General features: G+C 53.0%; 16 protein-coding genes. 7 read left to right on the top strand and 9 right to left on the bottom strand.

Annotation, left to right across the window (positions count from 1 at the left end; genetic code table 11):
- Positions 1–110 precede the first annotated feature (110 nt).
- Entirely contained in the window at positions 111–821 is a 711-nt protein-coding gene (locus AB1500_03295; GenBank protein MEW6182189.1) for a formate dehydrogenase accessory sulfurtransferase FdhD, read from the top strand.
- A 138-nt stretch (positions 822–959) separates the two neighbouring features.
- Here the strand turns inward: AB1500_03295 and fdhF are convergent, their stop codons facing one another.
- The 4 genes from fdhF to AB1500_03275 all read right to left on the bottom strand — a co-directional run bounded on the left by fdhF (position 960) and on the right by AB1500_03275 (position 6,919).
- Complete coding sequence (gene fdhF, locus AB1500_03290; GenBank protein MEW6182188.1) at positions 960–3,647, bottom strand: formate dehydrogenase subunit alpha; 2,688 nt, start codon at positions 3,645–3,647, stop codon at positions 960–962.
- Positions 3,648–3,769: 122 nt separating this feature from the next.
- Complete coding sequence (locus tag AB1500_03285) at positions 3,770–5,713, bottom strand: NADH-quinone oxidoreductase subunit NuoF (protein MEW6182187.1); 1,944 nt, start codon at positions 5,711–5,713, stop codon at positions 3,770–3,772.
- 127 nt (positions 5,714–5,840) lie between these two features.
- A complete protein-coding gene (gene nuoE, locus AB1500_03280) occupies positions 5,841–6,320 on the bottom strand; it encodes an NADH-quinone oxidoreductase subunit NuoE (protein MEW6182186.1) in 480 nt (159 codons plus the stop codon).
- Entirely contained in the window at positions 6,317–6,919 is a 603-nt protein-coding gene (locus AB1500_03275) for a 5-formyltetrahydrofolate cyclo-ligase (GenBank protein ID MEW6182185.1), read from the bottom strand. Before AB1500_03275 ends, nuoE begins: the two co-directional genes overlap by 4 nt.
- 507 nt (positions 6,920–7,426) lie before the next feature.
- On the opposite strand from AB1500_03275, the gene groES reads away from it, so the two are divergent.
- The 5 genes from groES to AB1500_03250 all read left to right on the top strand — a co-directional run bounded on the left by groES (position 7,427) and on the right by AB1500_03250 (position 10,352).
- The gene (gene groES / locus AB1500_03270) at positions 7,427–7,708 is read left to right on the top strand and encodes a co-chaperone GroES (GenBank protein MEW6182184.1); all 282 of its coding nucleotides are present in this window, start codon (positions 7,427–7,429) and stop codon (positions 7,706–7,708) included.
- A gap of 47 nt (positions 7,709–7,755) precedes the next feature.
- Entirely contained in the window at positions 7,756–9,387 is a 1,632-nt protein-coding gene (gene groL, locus AB1500_03265; GenBank protein ID MEW6182183.1) for a chaperonin GroEL, read from the top strand.
- 159 nt (positions 9,388–9,546) lie between these two features.
- Positions 9,547–9,732 (top strand): hypothetical protein, encoded by a 186-nt coding sequence (locus AB1500_03260; GenBank protein ID MEW6182182.1) that lies wholly within the window; start codon positions 9,547–9,549, stop codon positions 9,730–9,732.
- Positions 9,733–9,747: 15 nt separating this feature from the next.
- Positions 9,748–10,014: a hypothetical protein gene (locus AB1500_03255; GenBank protein MEW6182181.1), complete on the top strand. Its 267-nt coding sequence runs from the start codon at positions 9,748–9,750 to the stop codon at positions 10,012–10,014.
- 23 nt (positions 10,015–10,037) lie between these two features.
- On the top strand, positions 10,038–10,352 hold the full coding sequence (locus AB1500_03250; GenBank protein MEW6182180.1) for a hypothetical protein: 315 nt from the start codon (positions 10,038–10,040) through the stop codon (positions 10,350–10,352).
- 56 nt (positions 10,353–10,408) lie between these two features.
- Here AB1500_03250 and AB1500_03245 read toward each other — a convergent pair whose 3' ends face one another.
- From AB1500_03245 to thrC, 3 genes are all read right to left on the bottom strand, one after another.
- A complete protein-coding gene (locus AB1500_03245) occupies positions 10,409–10,984 on the bottom strand; it encodes a flavin reductase family protein (GenBank protein ID MEW6182179.1) in 576 nt (191 codons plus the stop codon).
- A 292-nt stretch (positions 10,985–11,276) separates the two neighbouring features.
- Positions 11,277–12,644, bottom strand: coding sequence for an FAD-dependent oxidoreductase (locus AB1500_03240; GenBank protein ID MEW6182178.1), 1,368 nt, complete (start codon positions 12,642–12,644; stop codon positions 11,277–11,279).
- 36 nt (positions 12,645–12,680) lie between these two features.
- Entirely contained in the window at positions 12,681–14,183 is a 1,503-nt protein-coding gene (thrC, locus tag AB1500_03235; protein ID MEW6182177.1) for a threonine synthase, read from the bottom strand.
- Positions 14,184–14,507: 324 nt separating this feature from the next.
- Between thrC and AB1500_03230 the strand changes: the two genes are divergently transcribed.
- On the top strand, positions 14,508–15,185 hold the full coding sequence (locus AB1500_03230) for a hypothetical protein (protein ID MEW6182176.1): 678 nt from the start codon (positions 14,508–14,510) through the stop codon (positions 15,183–15,185).
- Between the two features lies 1 nt (position 15,186).
- Here AB1500_03230 and AB1500_03225 read toward each other — a convergent pair whose 3' ends face one another.
- A complete protein-coding gene (locus tag AB1500_03225) occupies positions 15,187–15,516 on the bottom strand; it encodes a hypothetical protein (GenBank protein MEW6182175.1) in 330 nt (109 codons plus the stop codon).
- Positions 15,517–15,757: 241 nt separating this feature from the next.
- Positions 15,758–17,209 (bottom strand): Ni/Fe hydrogenase subunit alpha, encoded by a 1,452-nt coding sequence (locus AB1500_03220; protein ID MEW6182174.1) that lies wholly within the window; start codon positions 17,207–17,209, stop codon positions 15,758–15,760.
- Positions 17,210–17,211 lie beyond the last annotated feature (2 nt).

The following is a 17,211-nucleotide window of genomic DNA, read 5'->3' as shown; positions in this document are numbered from 1 at the left end:
CGTCCACTTATTTCCCGGTACTTTTTACAAGTTCCTAAGTACCCCCTAATCCTGTCAGGGAGAATATTTTCGCGGCCTCTCCCGACGAAGTCGTAAGGAGGATAAACCCTTTGATCACTACACAACGGCAGATACACCGCTATACAAGGGGAAACTGGGAAGACCCGTCTGACGTGGTGGTCCGTGAAGAAGTCTTTCTCATATACCTCGACGGGCACCACATCCATACCGCTTTCTGTCTCCCCGCGGACCTCGACCTTCTGCTCATCGGGCACCTGTTTCAATCCCGCTTTATAACAGAACTTTCCGATATAGAAACGCTGGAGATGGACTCGACAAAAAAAGAGGCGCATGTTATACTTCGCGCTTCAAGAAGCAAGCCGGATTACCCGCCGGTCCCTTCCCTGCCCCTTGAACCCTTCATCACGCCGGAAATAGTTTTAAAATACGCAGAGAATCTCGCTGAGAACCATCTCTTTCGGAAAACCGGCGCCGTGCACTGCGGGCTGATCGTCGATTCAGACAAGGTCGTCTTTATGGTTGAAGACACAGGCCGCTTCAACGTGCTTGAGAAACTAACCGGTTTTATATTGAGAAAAAAACTGAATCCTTCAGGTCTAATCCTGTTTTTCAGCGGGCGTCTTACCTGCGGGGTAATGGAAAGGGTTTCGCGTTCGGGTATCCGGGTGGTAGTTTCCCCCGCCGCCCCGACCTCCAGGGGTATTGAAACTGCAATCGCCGAAGGCGTAACCGCCATCGGCTTTGCCCGTGGCGAGCGTTTTAACCTTTACACACACCCGGAAAGGATAGTCCGGGAGTGATAATTAGTAGTCAGTATCTTTGACTCGTGACTCGTGACTCGTGACTCGTGACTCGTGACTCGTGACCCGCAACTCGTGACTCGTAACCCGCAACTCGCAACTCGTGACTCGTAACCCGCAACTCGTGACTCGTGACTGTTATTTGACCGCCTTCTCAATCTTAACGGCGACCCCTTTAAAAGCCGGAATTTTAGCGATCGGGTCGCGCCACGGGCCCACAAGAAGGTTAACCGGGCTTTCCGCCGAATGGAAGGTCGCAAATATTACCCCCTCCGGCAGGTTTTCATTGACCGTGGCGACCATTTTCACCCTTCCCTGCCTGGAGGTTACGGTTACGCGGTCCCGGCAGCCGATATCAAGACGCTCTGCGTCCTGCATGCTCAATTCCACCCAGGTCTGCTGGTAGAAACCTAGCGGGGTACGGCTTGTCATCGTACCCGAATGATAATGGGTAAGGTATCTTCCGGTGATCAAGAGCAACGGGAACTCGTCGTCCGGTTGTTCATCAGGGGGTGAGAAACTCACCGGATGGAAACGTCCTTTCCCGCGTATAAAACGTTTCTGGTGAAGTATCCTGGTGCCCGGGTGTCCCGGCGCCGGACAAGGCCAAAAAAGGCCGTCGTTTTCCAGATATGAATATGATACCCCGCCGTAAATCGGAGTAAGGTTGGCTATTTCCGCCATCACCTCGGCCGGCGAACTGTACCACATCGGATATCCCATGGCCCTGGCCATAAGGCAGATTATTTCACCATCCGGCTTGGCTTCACCGACAGGGTATACCGCTTTGTGCACCCTTTGAATCCGGCGCTCGGTGTTGGTAAAGGTACCCTCTTTTTCGGCAAAACTTGCGGCCGGCAGGACCACATGCGCAAACCGTGCTGTTTCCGTGAGGAAAAGGTCTTGAACAACCAGTAACTCCAGCTTTTCCAGCGCCTTTTTTACCATACCGCCGTCCGCTTCGGTGAGCGCCGGGTTTTCACCGGCGATATACATCGCCTTGATCCGTCCCTCGGCCGCCGCCTCAAACATCTCGGGCGCGGCAAGACCCGGTTTTTTGGGTACCGGGGCGTTCCAGGCCGCTTTAAACTTGGCGTGTACCTTCGGGTCGTCCAAACGCTGGTAACCAGGCAGGCAGTCGGGCAGTGCGCCCATGTCGCACGCGCCCTGTACGTTGTTCTGCCCCCTTAAAGGATATATACCGCTTGATTCCTTCCCTACGTGCCCGCAGAGCATCGCCAGGTTGGCTATGGCCATAACGTTATTGGTACCGCATGTGTGCTGTGTGATTCCCATCGTGTACAATATAACGGCTGTTCCCGCCCGGGCGTAACCTCTGGCGACCGCCCTGACGGCATCTGCCGAAATACCGCAGAGCTCGGCCGCCATCTCCGGCGGGCAGCGTTTCACTTCCTTATGAAACGCTTCGAAATCCTCCGTTCGCGTCGACACGAATTCCTTATCCTGAAGTTTTTCTTTAATAATAACGTTCGCCATGGCGTTTAAGAGCGCCACATCGGTGCCCGGTTTGATCTGCAGGTGGTAACGTGCCCGGGAAGATATCTCTGTCGCTCGCGGGTCCACAACCGCCAGAACCGCCCCGCGCCTCAGGGCTTTCTGAATCTGTATCGCTACCACCGGATGTGTTTCAGTGGTATTGCTGCCAAGCACCAGGATGAATTCGGCATCCGGTATCTCGGCGAGCGTATTTGTAGCCGCTCCGCTCCCAAACGATGCCGCCAGACCGGCGACGGTGGGAGAGTGTCAGAGACGGGCGCAGTGATCGATGTTGTTGGTCCCGACTACCGCCCGGGCAAACTTGTTGAGCAGGTAATTCTCTTCGTTCGTACACCGGGCCGAAGCCAGTATCCCGATCGCCTCCGGTCCGTATTTTGCCTTTATCTCTTTCAGGCGCCCGGCAGCGGTACTTACCGCCTTTTCCCAGGTTACCTTACTGAAAAGGTATGGGCTCCTGATCAGCGGCATCTGCAGACGTTCCCGGTGATGAATAAAGCCGAATCCGAATCGCCCTTTAATGCATAACCAGCGCCCGTTCACCGGCGCCTCTGGCGTTGAAGTGACCCCGATAACCCTGTCTCCTTTTACGTTAAGGTCGAATGAACATCCCGTTCCGCAGTAAGGGCACACCGTCCTGACCTTTTTTACCTCCCAGCGCCGCCCCTGGCCCCACATCGGTTTAGCTGTGATGGCGCCGACCGGACATACTGAGATGCAGTTGCCGCAAAAAACGCACTCTGACTTCTCCAGAGGCAGGTCCATCGCCGGTGTAATCTTGCTGAAAAATCCCCGGTTCGTGAAATCGATTACGGATCTGCCTGCGATTTCGCTGCAAACCCTCACGCAGAGACCGCACAGAATACATTTGTTCATATCTCTGACGATAAACGGATTCTCTTTTTCGATGGGATAATTCCGCTTTTTTCCTGCAAAACTTGATTGCCTCACCCCGTACCGGTAGGCAAGGTCCTGTAGCTTACAAGCCCCTGTTTTTTCGCAGGCGAGACAGTCGTCGGGATGGTTGGCCAGAAAAAGTTCGATCAGGGTCCGGCGGGCATGGCGTACCGCAGGACTTTCCGTTTCCACCACCATACCCCTGCGCACAGGCGTGCAACAAGATGCGGGCATGCTTTTCATACCGCGGACCTCAACTATGCACAAACGGCAACCGCCCCACAGCGCGAGTTCGGGGTCATGACAGAGGGTAGGAATGTCTACGTCCGCTCCACGTGCCGCTTCGAGGATAGTAGTCCCCTCCGGGACGGTAATCTCCTGCCCGTTTATTATTAGAGTCACTTCTTTTGCCAAAAGGCTTACCCCCTATGATACTGCTGCCCGGCATTCAGCCGCGTTTTTCATCCGAAAACCTATGCCTTGAACAGTTCCCGATGTCTACCCGGGCAAGCACCCGGCAGAACACCCGGCTCTATTCAGCGCCGCTTAATGGCCTTATATTTTTTGCATATCTCGTAGCAGCGCCCGCACCTGATACACGCGTCAAGGTCTATTTGGTGAGGTTTCTTCTTTTCACCGCTTATTGCCTTTGCCGGACACACAAACGCGCATGCGCCGCAGCCGGAGCATTTATCGGTCATAATGATAAACTGGCGCAGGGCAAGACATTCCCCGGCCGGACAGCGTCTATCCCTTATATGTCTAAGATACTCGTTCCGGAAATAACTCAACGTGGTTAAAACCGGATTAGGGGCCGACGTTCCCAAACCGCAGAAAGCGGTTGTCTTTACAACTCCACCAAGATATTCGAGAAGCGGAATATCGTTCAAATTTCCGTTACCGGTGGTTATTCGCTCCAATATTTCAAGCATTCTGGTGGTCCCCTCGCGACAGGGAGTACACTTTCCACAGGACTCGCGTTCTGTGAAGTTCAGGAAGAAGCGGGCCATGTTCACCATGCAGTTTTCATCGTCCATAACCACGATGCTTCCCGATCCCATCATCGCCCCGGCTCCGGTCAGTGATTCATAATCTATCGGTAGATCAAGCATGTCTTCGGGAAGGCTGCCGCCGGAAGGACCGCCTATCTGCAGGGCCTTAAACTTACCGCCGCCCTTAATACCGCCGCCGATTCCGAAGATCAGATCCCGGAGGGTTATTCCCATGGGGACCTCGACCAATCCCGTGTTCTGCACCTTCCCGCTTAATGCAAAGATCTTTGTTCCTTTGCTTCTTTCCGTGCCCACGGAGGCGAACCACCCGCCCCCGTTTACTACTATCTTTGGGACATTGGCGAAGGTCTCAACGTTATTCAGCACCGTCGGTTTGCCGAAAAGGCCCTTCTCGGTTGAGCGGGGCACCTTGATCCGCGGAATGCCCCGGTTTCCTTCTATCGAAGACATAAGCGCCGTTGATTCACCGCACACGAAAGCCCCTGCGCCCTCATTAATTTTAATGTTGAAATTCATTCCCGAACCCAATATGTCGGTTCCAAGAAGTCCGTACCGTTCGGCCTGCTCGATCGCGATACGCAAGCGTCTTACCGCCAGGGGGTACTCAGCCCGCACATAAATATATCCTTCATCCGACCCGACCACGTACGCGCACAGCAGCATCCCTTCAAGAACGGAATGAGGGTTCCCTTCAAGAACCGCGCGGTCCATAAAAGCACCCGGGTCTCCTTCGTCGGCGTTACATATAACGTATCGCTTGTCGGCAGGCACCCGGCGCGCCGTGTCCCACTTTTTGCCGGTGGGAAAACCGGCGCCTCCGCGTCCCCGCAGACCGGACTTCTTTATCTCCTCGAGTACGCCGTCAGGTTTCATGTCGTTCACGGCCTGTGCGAGAGCCCGATAACCGCCGACCGCTATATACTCGCTGATGTCTTCCGGGTCTATAAAACCGCAATGCTTCAGAACCACCTTCATCTGCCGCTGATAGAAAGGTATATCGTCGCAGGTTCGGCAGAGTAAACCGGTCTGCGGGTCCTGGTAAAGAAGTCTTTCAACGACCCCGCCTTCTTTTAGATGCACACTTACAATTTCGGGAATATCCTCCCGGGTGACCCACCGGTAAAAAGTCCGGTCCGGCTCGATTATTACGCTCGGTCCCTGCTCGCAGAATCCTCTGCATCCTGAAAGCACCACCGTGGTTAAGTCACCGAGCCCCTGTTTCTCAATTTCGTCGCGAAAAACATCGGCCAGGCTGAAAGCCCCGGCTGAACCGCAGTTCAGCCCCCCGCAGAGCACAACCTTTTTGCGTTCGGCCCCCGGTTCGGTAACGATATGTTTCAGGAACTCCCGGCGCTTTTCTTTACACTTCTGGTCGTCGTGACAAATCGGCCCTTCCACCCGGCAATTAACATAATCTTTACAGGGAGTTGCTGGTGAATGCCTGCATTGGTTACAGCATTTTTCCATTAAAGAACCCACAGAATACCCAACCTCTCACGTCACACTTCTTTGCTTATTCACGGCTTAAGGGTAATAAAAATGTTCTGACTTCTTTTTTAACGAAAGAAGACGTTATATATCCCTTGTCTTTACCTTAATCGTAAGAATTGATAACCTTTACCGCCTTTTCCGGCGTTTGCCTCCCGTGGGTATGCTCATCGACGATAACGACCGGCGCCATGCCGCACGCTCCGACGCATGAAACCGTTTCAAGGGTAAAACGGCCGTCAGGAGTGGTCTCCCCTAATTTCACTCCCAGTTCGCGTTTTACCCTGCGGTATATCCGTTCGCCGCCGCGAACCTGGCAGGCCGTTCCGAGACAGACGCTTGCCAGATGGCGGCCGCGCGGTTTTAACCTGAACTGTGAGTAGAACGTCGCCGCACCATATATTTTGCTGAAAGGCACCTTTAGTTCTTTCGCTAACGAGCGCATGGCCGCCTCCGGCAGGTATCCGTACAGCTTTTGGACGGCTAGAAGCGCCGCAATTAACTGCTCAGGTCTGTTCCGATAAAGGTCAACGATCGCATTAAGTTCCGGGTCTTCCTCCAATTGTGCGCTGCACAGATACCTCATTTCCTCCGCCTCGCCTCCGCGTTTGTTTCGATCGTCACGTCCTCGGTTACAACAAAGTTCACCGGCCAGTCGTGTTCCTCCGGGAAAACGGTGACCAGTAATTGAAAGTGATAAGCCAACCCGATGGAAATACCTTTTGTCCTCGGCAAAAACCGGTCGTAATACCCTCCCCCGTAGCCCAAACGGTAGCCTTGGGGGTCAAAAGCCGCGCCCGGCACAAAGATCAGGTCAACTTCTTTCGCCGCTATTACCGGACACGACGACAGCGGCTCAAGGATGTTGTAAGCTCCGGGCGTAAGATCATCCGGGTAACGCATTATCTGCCGGGCAACAAGCTCCCTGTTCACCTTGTCAGCCACGGGAAATACGACACGTTTCCCCGCGGCGAGCGCTTCCTTTATAAGACCCTCTGTCTCGACCTCGTTGCGGAAAGGCGCGTAAAACATTATTATCCGCGCGCCCTGGAAAAGCGGCAGCCGACGAACGCTCTCCTGAATTGTCTCTCCCCAATCCTTAACCGTTTCCTTAATAAGCGCGTCGCGCCGCTTCAGAAGGACCGCCCGTGCTTCTTCCTTTCTCCAATGAAGCGTGTCTTGCATACCGCTTTCCTTCCTTTAAGGAAAGTATAGGCTTAACTAACAATTTAGCCAACATGAAAATTGATACATTTATTCATGTTTCAGTTAAGGATAGACCCGCCGGGCGCGAAGTGTCAAAATAATTGTCTTGAGCAGCCATAATTCCGCCGTAGAAAGTCTATTTTCAGGGCCAATCAACCCGGCGTTCTTTCGACGTTTCTTTTGAGTAACGCGATAGGATGATTATTAGTTTGATTACGTGACAGATACACCGATTACGAATAATTTTCCTTGGAAACGGTAAGATTATTTAGCAAAACTATCTTGTGCCGAAATCACATGAGCTTAAAATTTGGTGAAACAAGAGAATACGGGCCGTTTTTTTAGGATAATTAAATATTGCTACCGCCTGAAAGCTGATATTTAGGCTATTTGACAGTTTACCTTTATGCACGATTTCGTTATATTATTTGTTAGCACTCAATTAAATCGAGTGCTAACAGTTTAACTTAAAAGGAGGGGTTATCTTTGATAAGGCCTTTAGGAGAACGGGTAGTGGTTAAACCTCTGCCGATGGAGGAAGTGACCAAGGGCGGCATCGTGCTGCCGGACACCGCCAAAGAAAAGCCGCAGAAGGGAGAGGTCATGGCGGTGGGTTCTGGTCGTCTTCTTGACAACGGGCAGCGAGTACCCATTGACCTGAAGGTGGGGGACCAGGTGCTCTACTCCAAATACGCCGGAAACGAGATCAAACTCGACGGCGAAGAGTATCTGATCTTACGCGAGAGCGACATCCTTGGCGTAATCTAATTCGATTGATAATTAAATTTTAAAGCCTTTGAAGGAGGTAAAAGTAATTGCCAGGTAAAGATATCGTTTACCGCGAGAACGCCCGTACAGCGATAGAGCGGGGCGTAAACGCCCTGGCCGATGCGGTTAAGGTTACCCTGGGGCCGCGCGGCCGGAACGTTGTACTTGAAAAAAAATTCGGTTCACCGCAAATCGTAAACGACGGCGTTACCATCGCGCGTGAGGTGGAGCTTCCCGACCCTCTTGAAAATATGGGCGCGCAGCTGGTAAAAGAGGTCGCCACGAAGACCAACGACATCGCCGGAGACGGTACCACTACCGCGGCGCTCCTCGCCCAGGCGATCGTACGTGAGGGCATGAGGAACGTGACTGCGGGCGCAAATCCGATTCTTATCAAACGCGGCATCGAGAGTGCCGTTGAAAAGGTAGTCGATGAACTCAAGAAGTCGGCTAAACCGGTTGAATCAAAATCTGCAATCACTCAGGTTGCTACGATTGCCGCCAACAACGACTCGACCATCGGCGAGCTTATCGCCGAAGCCATGGAAAAGGTCGGGAAAGACGGCGTCATAACCGTAGAAGAGTCCAAAGGAATGGGCACCTCGCTGGAAGTCGTGGAAGGCATGAACTTCGACCGCGGCTATATTTCGCCGTATATGATAACCGATCCGGAACGCATGGAAGCCATTCTAAGCGATCCGTACATCCTCATCACCGACAAGAAAGTTTCTGCCATAACCGACATTCTTCCCCTGCTTGAAAAGGTTCTGCAGACGGGCAAGCCTTTGCTGATTATCGCGGAGGACGTCGAAGGCGAAGCGTTGGCCACCCTGGTGGTCAACAAACTCCGCGGTACGCTTGCGGTCTGCGGCGTTAAAGCGCCCGGCTTCGGCGACCGGCGCAAGGCCATGCTCCAGGATCTCGCCATCCTTACCGGCGGCCAGGTTGTATCCGAGGAGATAGGGCTTAAACTTGATAAGACAACCCTTGATATGCTTGGAAAGGCGCGCCAGGTTCGTGTCAAGAAGGAAGAGACCATTGTTGTCGGCGGGCAGGGAAGTTCCGACGACATCACCAAACGTATCGCCCAGATCAAGAAACAGATAGATGAGAGCACCTCCGAATTCGACAAGGAAAAACTTCAGGAACGACTGGCTAAATTGGCAGGCGGTGTGGCTGTCATCGAAGTGGGAGCCGCCACCGAAACCGAAATGAAGGAGAAAAAACTCCGCATTGAGGACGCTCTTAACGCAACACGTGCCGCGGTGGAAGAGGGCATCGTTGCGGGAGGCGGAACCGCGCTGCTTAACTGCGTGCCCGCGGTTGAAGCCCTGAAACACGATTCACTTGATGTACAAACGGGCGTCAATATCATTCGCCGCGCGCTTGAGGAACCGGTCAGACAAATCGCCAACAACGCCGGACACGAAGGTTCCGTGGTAGTCGAGAAGGTTAAGGCCAGTCCGGCAGGCGTAGGTTTCGACGCGCTTAACGAGAAGTACTGCAACATGATCGAAGCCGGAATCATCGACCCGGTAAAGGTCACCCGCTCAGCGCTGCAGAACGCGGCCAGCATCGCGTCAATGATCGTCACCACCGAGTGTCTGGTTGCCGAAAAGAAAGAGAAAGAAAAGAATTCTATGCCGATGGGCGGCGGGATGCCTCCGGACATGATGTAAAAAAGACCCCCTTTGCGGGGGTCTTTTTTTTTATCCGGCTCTATATGTTCGTCCTTATTAAATCTTCTTTCGAGGCAACCTAGAATTGCGCTATAATTATTTAACGATTGCCATACTAAAGACCTTCGATTTGTAACCGGTTCTCTTGGGAGGTATTTAATGGGTTCTCGATTTCTGCTGGTAGCGCTGGGCTGCGGCCAGTGTTCGTCGGCGCTTGGTATAGCGGCAGGTCACCCTCTGGTAGCTTACGGTACAATGCACGGCGCCGCTCTACGCCTGTTTTCCGAACGATTCACGCCGGAACAGACCGGGGATTACCCCGTATATTTTTATGAAACCGGGTGAATCGTACCCCGGCGGGTGGTTGCCGTAGGCAGCCTCGGAAAGCTCTGGCTTGACTTACCCGAAGACATAGACTCTATGGAAGCGCTGCAATCAGCCTTCAGCAAACACTTTAACGCCGACTGGAAGGACGTAATGGTCGGCGCGGATCAGCCCTTCGGCTATCACGCCGCGTACGACGCCTACTTCACCGTAAGGGACCTCAGAGCCGTCACCGGTATGACCATCGATCAGCTGCTCGAAGATAAGGGCGTAAAAAAACCTTTAAATATCGTTGCAGGGTAGTCCGTTTTTTTTCCGGAGGGAAATTGGAAATGCAGACTCCTAATTCACGGCTGGAAGCGCTGATATGCATAGCGGAAGATTTGAAATCTATAATCGAAGAGGACGAAGAAATACGTAAAGATTTTACCGCGCGCGCCAACAGACTGATCCCGAAAATAGGGGCGCTTTTTGAAAAAGAACCGAGAGGCGTGCAGATAATCTCAATTGCATACTTTATCAACCGCATTGTGAACGAATGGCGCGAACGCATACTGCCCCTCAAAACCTTCAAAGATTCACCCGGTGGTTGTGGAGATCGTATTGAAAGGCAAGGGTTCGATAATAACAACCCCATTTAGCCGAAATCATTCAACCTCGCCTTAGCGGTCTTATATCTTCTGCCACCTTCCGCTTCTCACGTTCCATTTCTCGGCTGTTTCTTGGAGAAGCCGTAATGACCTATTTTCTCCCCAATCAAGCGATATCCCGAGGCGCAATAGGCATAAGGACTTATCCTGTCGATATCCGGCTGACCTTTTTCGTCGACCGCATCCTCGTTAAAATGCACTGCAAGTATTTCACCCAGAAACATCTCGTGACCGCCCGGTTTAAGCGTTTGAGTAACCCGGCATTCGATATTTACGGGGCACTCTTCGATCAACGGCGCCCTCACGTGCTTTGCCGGCATCGGTGTCAGCCCTGTGGCCGCGAATTTATCCACGTCGCGGCCGGAAACCATTCCGCAGTAGTCAACCTCCCAAACAAGTTTCACGTTTGGTATGTTCACGACAAATTCTCCGGACTGCTTGATCAGGCCGTGCGAATACGTGGCCGGCCGGGCGCTGATCGATATCATCGGGGGAATGGAGTTGACGGTGGCGGTCCAGGCGACGGTAAATACGTTCGGTCTGCCGTCGAGCGCCGCTGAGGTCACCAGCACCACCGGCGCCGGGAAGAGAACGGTTGACGGAGACCTGGTTATCTTTTTCACAGTAAAACTCCTTTTCGAAAATACTCTTGTTTCTTTTATGATCTTCCGGCGGACGGTATTTTAATAGTTTTACGAGCTGTCTCCGCCCAACCGACAGGTCCGCCGACCGCCGCAACCCGGTCCGCCGTATTCAGCTCCGCAAAATGTGGGTGTTGTTCTTGAGCCAGCGCCGGTGGGCTTTGTACGTATTAGGAAACACCCCCGGATTACGGTCTCTCTATATAGAAGTGAGAACCGAGGTGTACGGTTCCCACTTCCCAATCAAAACACCTCTGATAAGTGCGGTTTCCGTCTAACGGCTGGTGAAAGCCTTCTGCGCCGCCATGTCGGCGGCCACCGTCAGGTAATAATTCGTCGGCGCGGCGGTGAGCAGCGGATGTGTCCCCATCTGGAAGGTCGCCATATCGTTATAAGTCATCCGGTTGAGTATACACGCCGAAATGACGTTCACCAGTTCGCCGACGCTCTCCCCGCCCATGGCCTGACCTCCGAGGATCCTTCCCGTGAACTTTTCAAAGACCAGCTTGACCTTGGTTTCAACCATTCCGGGCATCACCTTCGGATGGCGGTTGGGCGAGGTCGCCTGTACCGCGATAACTTCGTAACCTTCGCGCCGGGCTAGGTCTTCCGTAAGCCCCGCGGCGCCGAGCGTGCACTTTCCAACCACCGTTGACACCACTCCGATGGTCCCGACATTCTCACGCCGGACTGAATACAGATTGACCACGGCGATCCGCGCTTCCATCGTCGCCACCGAAGCCAGCCTGACAAGGCTTGTTTTACCTTTGAAAAACGACGTTTTAGCGGCGCAGTCACCGCACGCAAGAATGTTTTTATCCTCCGTCCGCATGGCGCGGTCCACCCATATGCCGTTCCCGTCCGCTTTAAGACCGGCCTGCCGGGCGAGTTCTATATTCGGCCGCACACCCGCCGAAACCAGAACCACATCCGCCTTAATCTCTTCTCCGTTTGAAAGACGCACACCCGCGGCTTTATCCCCGCCCGTTATTTCCTCCACCTTAAGACCGGTCAAAACATTCACACCCGCGCCGGCAAGTTCTTTCTCCGCCGCAACACAGAAGACCTCGTCAAAAGAAAGCATCAGGCAGTGGGGCAGTATTTCCACCACGGTGACGTTTTTATCGCTGTACTTTCGTATTTCCTCGGCGAATTCCACGCCGATAAAACCGCCGCCGACTATCACCACGTCCTGCGCTGCCTTTAAAACCTCAAGAAACTCTTCGAGCGCCTCCGGGTTCTTTTTGATGGTGAACACATTTTTCTTATTCGCGCCGGGAATCGGCGGTATTATCGGTGTAGAACCGGTGGCAAGAATCAGTTTGCCGTAGCCTACCGTCGTTCCGTCACTCAGTTTTACCTTGGCTGCTTCCCGGTCAATCGCGGTGACCTCGTCCTCGACCAGGTCGATCTCTTCATAATCCAGCACCGCATCGGGAACAAGGTTCCGCTCAACGGCGCCTATGGTACCGAACAGGTATGGAATACCGCAGGGGATCGGCACAGGGGAATCCCGCCGTATCAGAGCCACACTTTTATCGGGATAATGCCGCTTGGCCATTGTAGCCGCGGTAAGCCCTCCCACGCTGCCGCCGACGACCACTATATCCGCTGATTCGGGAACCGGAAAATCATCGTTCATGCTTAACCGCCTTCCTTAACGTTTTGCGTCTTCCTCCTACACTCCGAGGATCTCCCGCACCGCACTCTTCATTTCCTCCTTCCGGACGACTCGCCGGTGGAGGACGGGTTTCTCGGCAATTTTTCCAAGCCCCGGCGGCACCTGCCATCCGGTGTATTCCGCCAGGACATCGAGAAGCTGGAACTCGTCCCTCCCCTGCACGGCCGATGGCCCCAAGAGCGCTCGGGTCACATCCCGGTTAAACTTGAAGGGACTTGCGGTAGAAAGCACCACCGTCGTGGCGTCGTCCCCGCTGTAACTCTTGTATCGTTCATAAACCGAACGGGCCACCGCGGTGTGCGGGTCAAGGACATACCCATGATCCGAATACGTCCGCCTGATCGTCTCTATCGCCGTCTCGTCCGGCGCCCAGTCCGACCAGATTGCCTCCCCTATCCGCTCGCGCACGACGGCCTCCACTTCATACGCGCCGGTTTCCCTTAACCCACGCATCCAACCGCGAAGCCGGGCGTCATCCTTGCCTGTAACCTCGTAAAGCAGACGCTCCAGGTTACTGGATATGAGGATGTCCATGGACGGGGAAATGGTTTTATAGAAAGGCCGCCGCCGGTCATAGATACCGCTGCGCACAAACTCGGTAAGTACATTGTTCGAATTAGCGGCAAGGATCAGCCGCTTTACCGGCAGCCCCATCGCCCGCGCATAGAACCCGGCAAGTATGTTACCGAAATTACCGGTAGGAACGACGAAGTTGATTAATTCCCCGGGCCTTACCGCGTTTTCCCAGAGCAGTGTCGCGTACGCCGAAAAGTAGTAGACGATCTGGGGAAGAAGCCTGCCCCAGTTGATGGAGTTGGCGGATGAAAATTCGTATCCTTCTCTTCTCAGGCGCTCTTTGATTTCAGCGTCGCTGAAAATATCCTTAACACCGGTTTGGGCGTCGTCAAAGTTGCCCTTTACCCCCACTACAAAGGTGTTCCGCCCCTCCTGTGTAACCATCTGGCGTTTTTGGACCTCGCTTACCCCCTCCTCCGGGAAGAAAACTATTATTTTCGTTCCAGATACATCTCTGAACCCTTCCAGCGCCGCCTTTCCGGTATCGCCGGAGGTAGCGACCAGGATGACCACTTCTGCGTCACTGCGTGTTTTTTTAACCGATAAGGTGAGGAGGTGGGGCAGAATCTGCAGGGCCAGGTCTTTAAAGGCATAGGTCGGTCCGTGCCACAGTTCAAGTATATAAGATCGGTCGCCTAACGTTCGCAGCGGTGCTATTTCGGGGGCTTGAAACTTCTTCGCATTATAGGCCGCCCCGATACAGGCCCTTATTTCTTCCGCCTCAAAGTCTGAAAGAAAAGGGGTCAGAATCCTTTGCGCCCGGTCCTGGTAGGACAGCGCCAACAGACCATTAATCGCCTTGTCGTCAATTAACGGTAAAACTTCGGGCACATAAAGCCCTCCGTCCGGAGCAATCCCCTCACGGATCGCCTGCGCCGCTCCGACCCGCGGCGCTTCACCCCTTGTACTTTCATAAAGAATCACATTCACCCCCTAAAACACCCGTTATATCACTGTTCCGGCGATTTTGCCCCGCAAAGTATAACACAAAAGCTACATGCCGGGAACGTTTATCCCGGACATTAACCCGCTGCCGCCATAAGACGATCAATAAATTGCCGTTGCAAATTATACCATCCTTCAGAATCCGGGCCGCACCGTCTTTTCGAAGATAATCCTTATATTTTTAAACTTAAAATTAATCCACGTACTTTAGTTTAAACCTTCGGCGACCGATGAAGGTGATAACGATGGATAATATTACTTATATTACCATCCGTACGCTGACAAACGGTGGTGTTACAATCAATGCGATTACGCTGCTTTCTTATGTCTGTACCTTTGATAATTCTTGTTTATCTCTTTGCGATATACTTAATACTACCTTACACCAGGGAGTTTCCTCTGACACAAATAGGCAACATAAAACTGCGGTCCTCATCGCAGGTGTCTCCGGAAGCGGAACAGGCTGCGGTTTCTGAAATGCGCCACCTTGCCGGAATACTGCCGGAAGTCGCTCAAGAAAATTGGCGGATAAGTCTTTCCGGTCCCCGCCGCCGATCGGAAGACGGTTCCATGATAACGGGAATCTCCTTTCCCGCCCGTGGAAAGGCGGTCATATACTCTCCCTGCGGGGGCATGCTGGGCCCGGTTTTCGCACTTGTTCCTTCGCGTGGCCGGGCGCTTATCCTCAAACCGGAAGAACCTCTTATACCCTGCTCCGTGGCGGCAACCATTTCCCACGAAATCGGGCATCTTGTGCGCTTCCGCTTTTTTACGCAAAAAGATTTCGATGATTATCTCCGCCTGCGCAATTACAAACCGGGCACCGACCCGGAAGAGCTGTTCGCCGAAGACTTCCGCTGGCTTTTCGGGTCCGAAACGGGGCGACAGATACCCTACCAAACGAACAAAATCATCCAACCCGGCTCAACAGAACGCCGGGTCATTTTAAAAACTCTGCAATCCCGCCAACAAGACGCCTGAACTACAGAGTAATATGGTCTAGGAAACGCACCAGTCGGTCGCCCTTTGAAGACAGAAGTCTCTTAAGCTGATCGTCCGTAAGAGGCCTGGTCACATCCGGGTCATCATGGTCGGCAAGACTGAAATAAAGCCTTTTAATATTTCCCAATTCTACCGTAACCAGCAGCACAACCGTTTCATCTTCAAAATCAAAGGTGAATTCAAACTCGTCAAAATCTTCCGGGGGGTCGGGCAGATACCTGCATACTATCCCGTTGGTAAGCAGCGCATCCGAATCTTTGACCCTTTCAACGCTAAGTTTTTTCCCGACATACTCACGGAGCCGTTCCATAATTCCCACCCACCCAATTCTTTTTAATGGTTATACATGCCGAAGTTAAATTCAGTAGCATTTAGTAGTCAGCAACCAGAATATAGAATACGGAATATAGTGCCCGGAACTTGAAACTCTTATTTCTTCATGTTTCGGACTTCATGTCGACTGAGACCTAATCCCCGAATCCTGACCCGTGACCCGTACCACCTTCTACCTTCTACCTACTGCTTACTTTCTACTTTCTACCGTCTACTGTCTACGGCAGCCGTTTATACAGCTTCCCGCTCCGATAAATATTTATTTCGAACGACGCCCCTCCGGGCAGGGTGTGGCTGGCGCAGGCAAGGCACGGGTCATAAGCCCTGACGGCCATCTCCACCATATTCAACAGTTTATCGTCTACCATGCCGTTTCTTATAAGCCCTTTCGCGGCTTTCTTTACGGACATGTTAATGGCCGCGTTATTCTGCACCGTAGCGACGATAAGATTCGCCTTTTGTACGATTCCCTTTCTGTCCGTAACATAATGGTGGTACAGTGTTCCCCGCGGCGCCTCAACCACCCCTACACCTTCGGACGGCTTCCCCGAAGGAATATTTCGAACATCGGCATCGGTAATCCTTGGATCCCGCGCCAGTTCTAGAATCCTCTCACTCGCGTACATGAGTTCCACCAGTCTTGCCCAGTGGTATGCAAGGGTGTTGTGCACCGGTTTCCCCCCGAAGAACTTAAATATTTCTTCGTAAGCCTTTTGTGCGAGCGGTGTCGCCATGCCGTCGGCCACATTCAGCCTCGCCAGCGAATTAACCCTGTATACGCCGCTTTCCGGCCCGTCTATATAACCTTTCCACCCTACGTTTTTCAGGTATGGAACCTTCAAATAGCTCCACGGTTCAACGTGTTCCGCTATGTGCTCCAGATAATCCGCACCCTCGAAGGAACATACCTCACCGCCATCGGGGCCGACAACCCTTATCCTTCCGTCATAGAAATTTACTTTACCTTCTCCGTCAATCATTCCCGCATAGTTCGTTTCGTGCCGGTATAAATCCGAAGCTATCAGTTCCACGAGTTCCCGGTTCTTCAGCACGAGGTTTTCGAAGATTTCAAGACTCTGCCTGCTGAAAACAATCAAAGAAACCGCATTCTTTTCGATCTCTTCCCTCTCCGCCTCTCCGAGCGGTTTCGACAGCCCGCCGGGAAGAGAGGACACCGGATATATAGGATGTCCGCCGATGATCTCCTGGATCCGCTGCGCGTGACCGCGGTTGTCCACGACGGCCGTGCCGATATCCCTGCCGACCGCCGCCACCAGCCCGAATATGTTTCGTTTTGCGGCATCCTCTTTCAGCAGGACGAAATCCGGCGCGCCCAGAGCAAAGAAGTGAAGGATATGGCTGTGGGCCATATGGGCGTTGTAATACATCTCCCGCAGTTTCTTTGCCGTATCGGGAGGGTCCGCGTTGAAAACCGCATCACAGGCCTTGGCGGACGCTGTATGATGCGCCCCGGGGCATACACCGCATATCTTAGGCGTTATCCTGGGCAGTTCCTCTACGTGCCTTCCCTCGCAGAACTTTTCAAAGCCCCTGAATTCGATGACCTGGAAGAACCCGTCGATAACATTACCGTCATCGTCAAGTATTATTTCCACCTTGCCGTGCCCTTCAAGCCGTGTGTTAGGAAGGATCGAGATCTTTCTGGTCATAT

It is taken from the genome of Bacillota bacterium (assembly GCA_040755295.1).
Lineage (GTDB): Bacteria > Bacillota > Desulfotomaculia > Desulfotomaculales > Ammonificaceae > SURF-55.
The sequence above is the reverse complement of the archived record's forward strand: the minus strand, read 5'-3'. Positions and strand labels throughout refer to the sequence as shown.